Annotated in this window: 8 protein-coding genes and 2 pseudogenes; all 10 read right to left on the bottom strand. The window is 57.6% G+C overall.

Annotated features, from left to right (window positions below; genetic code table 11):
* Window positions 1-760 (bottom strand): reverse transcriptase domain-containing protein (locus H8A92_RS38305; RefSeq protein WP_249795540.1); only part of this gene is annotated, 760 nt, incomplete at its 3' end.
* 460 nt (window positions 761-1,220) lie between these two features.
* A complete protein-coding gene (gene tnpB / locus H8A92_RS38300; RefSeq protein WP_229200468.1) occupies window positions 1,221-1,586 on the bottom strand; it encodes an IS66 family insertion sequence element accessory protein TnpB in 366 nt (121 codons plus the stop codon).
* Window positions 1,583-1,981, bottom strand: coding sequence for an IS66-like element accessory protein TnpA (tnpA, locus tag H8A92_RS38295; protein ID WP_229200467.1), 399 nt, complete (start codon window positions 1,979-1,981; stop codon window positions 1,583-1,585). The genes tnpB and tnpA overlap by 4 nt, the downstream gene beginning before the upstream one ends.
* Window positions 1,982-2,050: 69 nt before the next feature.
* Window positions 2,051-2,576, bottom strand: a pseudogene (locus H8A92_RS38290) (IS256 family transposase); the annotation flags it as partial.
* A gap of 265 nt (window positions 2,577-2,841) precedes the next feature.
* Window positions 2,842-4,080: a serine hydrolase domain-containing protein gene (locus tag H8A92_RS38285; RefSeq protein ID WP_229200466.1), complete on the bottom strand. Its 1,239-nt coding sequence runs from the start codon at window positions 4,078-4,080 to the stop codon at window positions 2,842-2,844.
* A complete protein-coding gene (locus H8A92_RS38280) occupies window positions 4,080-5,114 on the bottom strand; it encodes an ABC transporter substrate-binding protein (RefSeq protein WP_229200465.1) in 1,035 nt (344 codons plus the stop codon). The genes H8A92_RS38285 and H8A92_RS38280 overlap by 1 nt, the downstream gene beginning before the upstream one ends.
* Window positions 5,115-5,299: 185 nt before the next feature.
* A pseudogene (locus tag H8A92_RS38275) lies at window positions 5,300-5,440 on the bottom strand (IS630 family transposase); the annotation flags it as partial.
* A gap of 428 nt (window positions 5,441-5,868) precedes the next feature.
* Window positions 5,869-6,735: an ABC transporter permease gene (locus H8A92_RS38270; RefSeq protein WP_229200464.1), complete on the bottom strand. Its 867-nt coding sequence runs from the start codon at window positions 6,733-6,735 to the stop codon at window positions 5,869-5,871.
* 13 nt (window positions 6,736-6,748) lie between these two features.
* Window positions 6,749-7,573 (bottom strand): ABC transporter permease, encoded by an 825-nt coding sequence (locus tag H8A92_RS38265; protein ID WP_229200463.1) that lies wholly within the window; start codon window positions 7,571-7,573, stop codon window positions 6,749-6,751.
* Between the two features lie 9 nt (window positions 7,574-7,582).
* Window positions 7,583-8,779: an ABC transporter ATP-binding protein gene (locus H8A92_RS38260; protein WP_229200462.1), complete on the bottom strand. Its 1,197-nt coding sequence runs from the start codon at window positions 8,777-8,779 to the stop codon at window positions 7,583-7,585.
* Between the last annotated feature and the right edge of the window lie 743 nt (window positions 8,780-9,522).

Below are 9,522 nucleotides of genomic sequence, written 5' to 3'. Positions count from 1 at the left end.
GATCGTCCGCGAAACGCGCGTATTCGACATTGATGTACTTGCCGCTCCGTGTGACTTCTCGCGCTCGCTCCAGCATCTTGTCAACCTCGTTGAGGTAAAGATTACTGAGCAAGGGCGAAAGCACACCGCCTTGCGGAACTCCCTTCTTGCCAGCGGCTTTCAGCATAACTTTTAGGAGATGCATGACGTCCGCGTCGTTGATCCGCTGCGCCACCTTCGCCAATAGCCGGTCATGCCGGACGTTGTCGAAATAGGCTCGCAAATCAAAATCGAGAACGCGCGTCTTCCTTTGAGCTATTGCATCTGTCACTCGCTTGATCGCATCATGCGCTGTCCGCTTAGGCCGATACCCAAACGACCCCGGTTGGAAATCCGCCTCGAAGACAGGTTCGAGTATGAGCTTGAGCGCACCTTGAACCACCCGATCACGGACCGCCGGAATCGAGAGGATGCGAACTTTATTCCCATCCTTCGGTATTTCCTGTTTCCGTGCCGGAAGTGGCCGATAGGTATGCCCGGTCAGTTCGTCCCGCAACTGCTCAAGCAGAGCGTCTACGCCTAGCGCTTCAATGGCCTCGAAGGTCACCCCGTCTATTCCCGGAGCGCCGTCGTTTTCTTTGGCCATCTCATACGCCGCGCGTAGCGTTTCCACTTTGCAGACGTGAACGTATAGACCCCAGAAACGCCAGGACGGTTCAGCCTTCGCCTTGACGTATAGTCTCCTCCTCAGGTCCTGCAAATCAATGGACGCCTTTGTCATCTCGTCCTTGCCTTCCTTACGTTAGAGACGTCACAAATGGCAGGGCCCCTTCGCTCCACGGGGGTTACTCCGCTTCACAGCTACTGCGGACCCGGCCGCCACCCTCTCGTCTTCGGCCGCTTTCCCGGTGTCGCCGGTTATACAGCCTACCTTGCTCCGACAATTTCTCGCCGGGGACGAGGAGGGCTTCTCCAGTTGCTCAGCATGTCCTTGTCATCGTGCTGTCGCTTCCACCCCGCCGAAGTGAACAGCCGCATCGGTCAGATTTCGGCTGTCTATGCTGCCTTCGCCTTGAAACCGCGGGCTCGGCCTTCGGGTTGCTGACTTTTTCGAGGCCACAACGCGTTCTCTCTCGATACGGCCCGATGACTCGTGATCTCCCTTTCCGGAGACCTTGTCGATAGGCTTCAAAAATTCGGTTTCCCTCCTCTCTGCTATCCAAACTACAGGGCTCTGACTTTTACCCTGGTGGGATTGCCTCCCACTGGACACGCCAGCCTTTGCTGGACACACGGTTACGCCAATCGATTCCGGACAACAGGTAGCTCATCTGAGCCGGCGAGATCGTCACAGCTTCACCCGCAACCGATGGCCAGACGAACTTTCCTCTCTCGAGTCTCTTGGTGAACAGGCATGCTCCCTGGCCATCGTGCCAGATCACCTTCACAAGATCGCTTCGGCGACCGCGGAAGACGAACAGATGACCGCTGAGCGGGTCCTTGCGCAGCACCTCCTGCACCTGGAGTGCCAACGACGGAAAGCCTCGGCGCATGTCCGTGTAGCCTGTCGCGAGCCACACTCGCGCGACCGTGGGAACTGGGATCATCGGCGGACCAAAGCATCGAGAACACGACGTAGCGCGTCTCCATCAACGTCGCCATCGACCCGGATGCGGTGCCCGGTACCAAGATCAATCTCGATGATGCCGTGGCTCTTGCGTCGACGCGTCGTCGTCGTCAACGGCGCTTCGGCCACCTCCCGCGGTGGCGCGGACGACCCAATCTCGACCGGAACAAACGGCGCTATGCTCGCTTCGCCGTGCCTGCAAAGCTCCTTGCGCCACCTGAACAGCTGGCTCACATGAAGCCCGGCCACGCGAGCCAGCTCGGAAACATTGGCGCCGGGCTCCAGCGACGCTGCAACAAGCCGTTCCTTCTCATCTTGCGACCAGCGGCGCCGCCGCTCGACCGACGTGATCACCTCCGCCCTCGAAATCGTCATAGCGCTTCTCCTAGGATTACCCCTAGGACCTTCAGCGATCGCGTTCGTCAAACAAGGCGGCCCTCAACGGAGGGATACGATACAGGTTTGCACGATAGTCTGCGGAAACACTGACGTGATGGCCTCGGGAGAGCCTTTGAGCCCGTCGACAACAGCACAACAGCAATCAGGATGTCGTTGACGCCGCGCACCTTGAGCTCGTTGACAACCTTGAGCCAGAATTTGGCGCCCTCGGTCTGCTCAATCCAGGGCCCGAGCACGTCCTTCTCGCCGTCCGGATTGAGCGCCAACACCACATAGACGGCCTTGTTCTTGACCAGGCCTTCGTCGCGGATTTTGAGCCGCAGCGCATCGAAAAATACCACGGGTAGACCGCCTCGCGCGGTCGGTTCTGCCACTCGCGAACCTCGTCAAGGACCGCGTCGGCGACCCGGCTCATCAGGCCGGACGAGACGCCGGTGCCATAAAGTTCGGTCAGGAGGCCCTGGATCTCGCGCACCGTCATGCCATGCCGCGGGCGTATAGGCTCAGAATCTTGTCGTCGAAGTCTGTGAAGTGGGTTCTGTCCCTTGGCGATCAACTGCGGCTCAAAGCTGATCAAGCATTAGCGCTATGCCCACGCCAAGCAGTTCAAGCGCGCCAACCGGGCCTTGAGGACACTTCGAAGCCTCAGGAGAATCTCTACTAATACAATCGGCGCACAATTGCTCGCGATTACACAGGCAAACGTCTCGTTCCATGTAGCAGTCGCGCACCCTTCGGCTATCCGCGCAGCATTCTGCCCAACGCCAACAGCATCGGTGGCGAAACCGGTTCCATCCCGTTTGCCGCGGCAAGTGCATGCGACGCAAAGCGAGCAACTACCATTCGGCCTTGGGCGCAATGTAAAGCCGTGTGCCATGAATCCCCCGGGCTTCGAACGCACCCAGCTCGTTATGCGTCGTGTACCACATATTTCTGTAGGAGTAACCGGGAGACGTTCGGTAGCCTGCCCTTGCGAACCTTGCGCGGTCGCCGCCGCGCTCGATCTCCTCTACGACTGCAGCCGGGACGACCTGCTTGCCGCCCCAGTCCCCCTTGCGTCGCATCATTTCTCCGAACCGAGCCAAATCTCGGGCAGTAACGCTCAGACCACCGCAAGCCAAAGCCATTCCGGCCTCGTCGACCGTGAGGTAGCCGTCTTCTTCACAACCCAATGGTGCCCAGATGCGCTCGTGCAGGAGCTGCTCGTACGAATGGCCGGTGGCACGGGACATTACCCACGCTAGCACATCAGTATTCACACTTTTGTAGGCGTGCTCTTCTCCGTGTACGCCAACCTTGCGAACCGTGCGCAGGAAATCACAGATAGTTTTCGGCCCTTCGTAATGGGCCGGCCGGGGCCACCGGCCCATAGCAAATCGATAGAACCAGATGTCGGACTGCCTATCATCGTAGTTGATGAAATCTTCTGTGTAGGAAAGGCTAGTCTCCATGTCCATCACTTGGCGCAAGCTTGCGTCTTCCCAAGCTGTGCCGTCAAGCTCGGGCACGTAGTAGGAAACCGATTTGGCGCTATCAAGCACACGTTCGTGGACTAACAACGACGCAAGAGTGCCTGTATAGGACTTCGTGACCGAGCCGCATTCCTGTGGCAGGAACGGAGCGGCCGAACCAAGATACCGCTCATAAACAACGCGACCGCGGTGTAGCACCACGATCGCGTCCGTATATGTGTCGTGAAGGGATTCCTCCCACCGGTACTCTCGGCCGTTTAGGTCCTTAAAGGTGAGCTGCTCTATGGCTGCCGCCGCGCCGGCTGGAGCAGACTCGAAAGAAGTGGGAGCTCCCGATCCGCGCCGTACGCATACCGTGGGCATGAGCTCACGCATGTGCGACAGGCTCCATCGAATACGTGGAAACTCGAAGAAGCGTCCACTTTCAAAGGTGATCCGCTTGTCCTCGGGAGGAGGCGATCCCTGCATCCAACCCAGCCTTAGCGGATCGGACGCCCTTCCGTCGAGGTACTTCCTACCGTTGAATTCGAGGGTAGATCCGTCCTCAATCATGTCTTGGTCGGTCGCGTCATCCACCTTCATGCGGATCAGTCGAGTAGTCATCACGCCAGAATCCATTCCTTGAAGCGCTTGTCGAGTTCCACGAAATGCTCTGCCCAAAAGCCGTCATCGGTGAACACGTGCTTCGAGCTAGCAGGATCGGGCGTAAAGCGTCGCACTCCGGGGTCCAACAACTCATCGACGCCCTTGATAACAGGGGGGGAGGCCACCACGCCAAGTTTGTTGATCCACTTCGCAGCAGGCCCTGGCCTGCTGACGAACTCCAGGAACCGCATCGCGGCTTCCTTATGAGGCGAGCCTTTCAATACACAGAAGTACTGAACAGAGGTGATGCACTGGTCGCGAGAGAATTCGATGGATACGCCGGCATCTTTTGCTGCAGCAACACGACTTCCGTAGGTGTAGGTGTATTCGACCTCTTTCGTCTGCAACAGAGATACCCCCTCAGCAGTTGCCGCAAACCACTTCCTGACATGCGGCTTGATCGAATCGAGTGCGCGGAACCCTCGCTCGACGTCGAGGGGATACAGTTTGGCAGGCGCAACGCCGTCAGCAAGGAGGGCCATCTCGAGCGTCTCACTGACGCGGCTCCGAAGTCCACGGCGGCCAGGAAAATCTTCGACGTCCCAAAACTGGGCAAAATCCTTCGCGGGCGCCGGCGAACGTGAAGGATCGTACGCAATGCCACCGGTATAGCCACCGGTCGGAACAGCAAAGGAGGGGGCGTTGACCAAGAACCTGTTGGGATCGACGACCTTGTAGTCGATCGGCTCCAATAGCCCTTCCTTCTCGGCTGGATACGCGAGGCCATCCACGACATCCCAGAGAACATTCTTGCTCGTAACCTGAGCCTTCATCTTAGCGAGTTCTGGACCCAGAACGTATTCGACCTCAATCCCGGTTTCCGCGGTAAACGGCTTGATCCAGAATTCCTGGGTCTGCTCCCCATACGAGCCCCCCCAGCTTGCGAACGTCAGCTTGTTGGCCGCGAGCGCGCAATTCGGAACAACACCCGGCAGCGCAATAAGGGCGGCAGCACCACTCTTCAGTACTTTGCGGCGAGTCAAGTGGGGCACGCGGGACAACTCCTTGGAATCGAACGGATGGCAGACAGTTGTGAGGTCTCACCTTGAAGCTCACGCTCCTCGATCGTCCAATACCAATTTGCCAAGGATCCACACCGATTTGGTATCAATGCTTCTCTTGCAGAGGCTAGAGCCTTTCGCGCTTTGGCGGAAGTGTAGCCTCTACATTCGCGCTGCTAGATCGTTGTGACGAGATCGCCCATGTGACGCCCAGTGCCTGCGAGGATGCGCTTCTGTGCGATGCGCATCCAATGCTTGATCTTGGTAAAGGTTTGCTCGATCGGATTGAGCTCTGGTGAGTAAGGCGTGACCTGCCACTGAACCAGCGGCGGTTAGAGTCTCGGGGCTTTTTTTGCGATCGCCGCCGTAACTCGCTTTCGTAATTATTGGAAAGAGGTAGGCTCATTGGATGCTGGCCCCTTCCCAACCCGCACTTGAATCACGAACCGCCCCCTCCTCAGGGGATCCCCCGATTCAGCCTGGACATGAATTGCTCTAGCGTAGAGCCTCTGTCGCTCCGACTTCGGAAGTAACTGATTCAAATGGTCAGGGCGAGCTACCGCCTCAATCATTCACTAGCGGTTCAATCACCCGTTAGAGGAGATCGGACGATGAAAGCCAACTAACGAGGAATAGTTCATCGAGCTTCTGCGAGCTCGCGCTGAGCTACGCCTCCCCCTTCAGGGCCGGGGCTGGTAGCGCGCAGCCCCCAGCCCCCGGCAATCGCACTCCGGACACCACGTAATCAGTTCGTACTCTCCGATTGAGCGCCCCCAGACGCGATCGTTCGACACGGCTTCCTCTCCGCGCGCTTGAGCGCGGCCTGTTTGAGTGCGTAGGCCGCTAGACATACCAGGATCGAGACCGCTGTCAGGATGGTCGCCACCGCCGCGAGCACTGGCGACGTCTCCCACTTGATGCTCGAGTACATTTTGACCGGCAGGGTCGTCGTGCTCGGCCCTGTGATAAACCACGCGATCACCACCTCGTCAAACGAATTTAGGAAAGCGAAGAGGCCGGCCGAGATCAGCGTGGGCACCAGTTGCGGTAGCACCACTTGAGAGAACACCCGTGATTGGTTCGCCCCCATGATCACCGCCACCCTTTCTAGCTGCTCATCGAGGCTCTCAACGCCAGCCGCCGTCGTGAGGACGATGAACGGAGTAGCGTACATTGCGTGCGCGACCACTAGCCCTATGGCCGTGCCTATGAGCGATAGCTTCAAGTAGTACAGGTATAGCCCCAGCGAGATCACCACCACTGGCACCATCATCGGGCCGAGCACCAGCATCACCAGGATGCGCTTACCGGGAAAGTTCGTACGCGCCAGCACGTACCCGGCCGGCACAGCCACGACCATTGCCAAAGATGACGCCAGCGCAGCGTAGATGATGCTGCGTCCGGTTACCGTAAGCCAGTCTGCCGAGCCGAAATAGTCGCGGTACAGGTCCAGGGAGAACGTCCGCGGAGGAAACACCAATTCCGCCCGGTTGCCGAACGAGATCGGTACGATGACTAAACTGGGAAACAGCAGGTAGATGTACATCAGCGTGGCCAGACCAACTACGATCCATCCACGAGAGAACCCTCGCTGCGACGTTTTCGACGTCAAGGCAGTCCCTCCTTCAAATCAGCCCACTGTCGCGGCGCACACGGCTCAGCACCCAGAGCATCGTGGCGCTCACCGCGAACAGGACCACCGCGATAGCCGATGCCGATGCCCAGTCGAGAGCCTCCCGCGTGTAGAAGTCGATCAGGTTAGCAACCATCATGTCTTGCCTGCCACCCAACAGCGCCGGCGTCACGAACGATCCCATCGCCATAACCAGACACATGACTACGCCAGCAAGCAGTCCCGGAAGGCTCAGCGGCAAGGTGATCTGCCAGAAGATGCGAACGTCCGCGGCTCCCATCACTGCCGCCATCCTGCGCAGGTTCGGGTCTTGGGCTAGCAGGTTAGACAGTAACGGAAAGACCACGAAAGGGATTTGGAAACTGCTCATGCCCACGAGAACACCGATGCGGTTGAATATCATCGGTACCTTTGGCAGACCAAATTCCACCAAGGCATTGTTCACCAGACCGCTGTCACCTAGCACCACGATGAACGAATAGCTCTTAACCAAAATGCTCGTCCAAAACGGCAGGAGCACGAAGATCAGAAAGATTGGACGCCATTTATCCGACAGGCGCGAGAGATGCAGCGCGATCGGATAAGCGAAAATAGTGCTCACTATCGCTGAAGAGATCGATATCTCGAACGACGTCAACGAGGCGCGGAGGAACAGCCGGCTCTTGAACAGATCGATGTACGCATCTAGGGAGACGGAAGTTTCACCAAGGCTGCGCCAGAAGATCATTAGCAGCGGCGCGATGAGCGCGAATACCATCAGGGCCGCGACCGGCAGGAGATAGACGGTCAGCTCACGTCGACTTAATTGAAGTGCCATGATCCTCCTTCAATCGACTGAATGCTTGAGGGAGATTGCATCTGCCGTCGACCAGTCGACCCACACCTCGCAGCCCGGCTCGAGTATCTCGTTACCCGAACTGCTGTTCTGGAAACCAGTGAGGCGCTGGCCTCCCGCTTGGACAGTGCAGCGGATCGAATGTCCTACAAACGCACGGTCATGCACCACCCCTTGCATACCGAAGCCGCCTCGCTTTCCGAACTTCGACAGCCGTATCGATTCCGGGCGTACCATCACCTTAATCTCGCCGCTGGCGCCTGGCTGCGGAGTACAGCGAATGATGAATCCATCCTGAGTACGCACACACGTGGTCTCGTTGTTCGACTCGACTACCGTGCCTTGAATGAGATTAGATTCGCCTAGGAAGTCCGCAACGAACTCGTTATCGGGCCGGAAGTAGAGGTCATTGGGAGTGCCCACCTGCTCGATGCGCGCCCGGTTCATCACGCAGATCCGGTCCGAAAGGACTAATGCTTCTTCTTGGTCATGCGTGACATATAGCACTGTCACGCCCATTTCCTTGTGAATCTTCTTGATTTCGAGCTGAAGCTGATAGCGCAGCTTTTTATCGAGTGCACCCAGCGGCTCGTCCATCAGGATCAGCTTGGGCCCGTAAACCAGGCATCGCGCAATTGATACTCGTTGCTGCTGACCACCAGAGAGCTCTTTGGGCTTGCGGTACGCGAACTCCTTCAACTGCACGAGTTCGAGGATACCCATGACGGCCGCTTCAATTTCGCGCCGCGGCATCTTGCGGATGCGCAGCGGAAATGCGACGTTGTCGAAGACGGTCATGTGCGGTAACAGCGCATAGTTCTGGAACACCATCCCGAGGTTGCGATACCGTGGAGGAACATTCGTGACGTCCTCCCCGTCGATGAGAACGGCGCCCTCTGTCGGCGACACCATTCCGGACACGATGTTGAGCAACGTCGTCTTTCCCGACCCGCTGGGTCCTAGAAGGGTAAAGAACTCGCCCGCTGTGATCGACAAGTTGATTTTTTGGAGCGCAACTGCTGACCCGTAGGTCTTCCGCAGTTCACGAAACTCAACGGCAGCTTTCCCGGATTCGGTGCGGCGGGAATTGGTCCAGCCATGCGACAGATAGTTGTCAGGCCTCATCCATTTTTCGCAATTGTCGCGTGCTTGCTGTGCCCCGCAAACGTCCGACAGCAGGCGGTCCATGCGCTTTGTCTCCATTCATTGTCCAAAAGAGGAAGAGGTGTAGTCCCAGCGGCGACCCATATCCGCCTGCCGACATCTCCGATTCCATAGATGTACAGCTGCCGCTTAGTTCTTAGCATCCTAGGTGTTACTTTGAGTCGGTAACGGTCGCCCCTGATGCTTCCCCAGCTCCTCAGCAACTCGTTTATCGCCATCATCGTGGCAACACGATTCAACGCGTCTTATACTCGCCTATTCACAACTATGGTCAGGCAGAGATCACTCTCATCAGCGGTGGGGCCTGCCGTGCACTACTGTCTCCTTTATTTCAATTTATCAATCTCTATTGATCGCTATCCAGCGTGACAAAGCGCGCTCCCTGAGACCAATACCGATTTCGGACAATTTCATACCAGTTTGGAATTATGATCCCGTCGCGGGATTGGTTGCTAGTGGGGTAAGTCTCGGGGCCGATCAACCTCGAATGATCGGGCATTGGAGCATCGAAGGCCACGCCATGAGCAGCAATATCACGAGCAGGCACTCGCCGCAGCGTGAAGGAAAACATCCGCCCGGCTTTTCGATGGTTGGTTCGATCCGATCGAACGCCCAGTGGGGGAACGGGCCCGAGAGTTGGAAGAACTCATCCGCGTGCGACAACTGAAAAGGCCCGCGCCAAAATGGCGCGTGCCTATCCAAAGCTCGCCGCCAAATCAGCTCAGGTTCAACGAGTCAAAACCTCTGTGTCGAGGTACTAGGCGCAT

It is taken from the genome of Bradyrhizobium acaciae (assembly GCF_020889785.1).
Lineage (GTDB): Bacteria > Pseudomonadota > Alphaproteobacteria > Rhizobiales > Xanthobacteraceae > Bradyrhizobium > Bradyrhizobium acaciae.
This window is presented reverse-complemented; position numbering and strand designations above follow the sequence as displayed.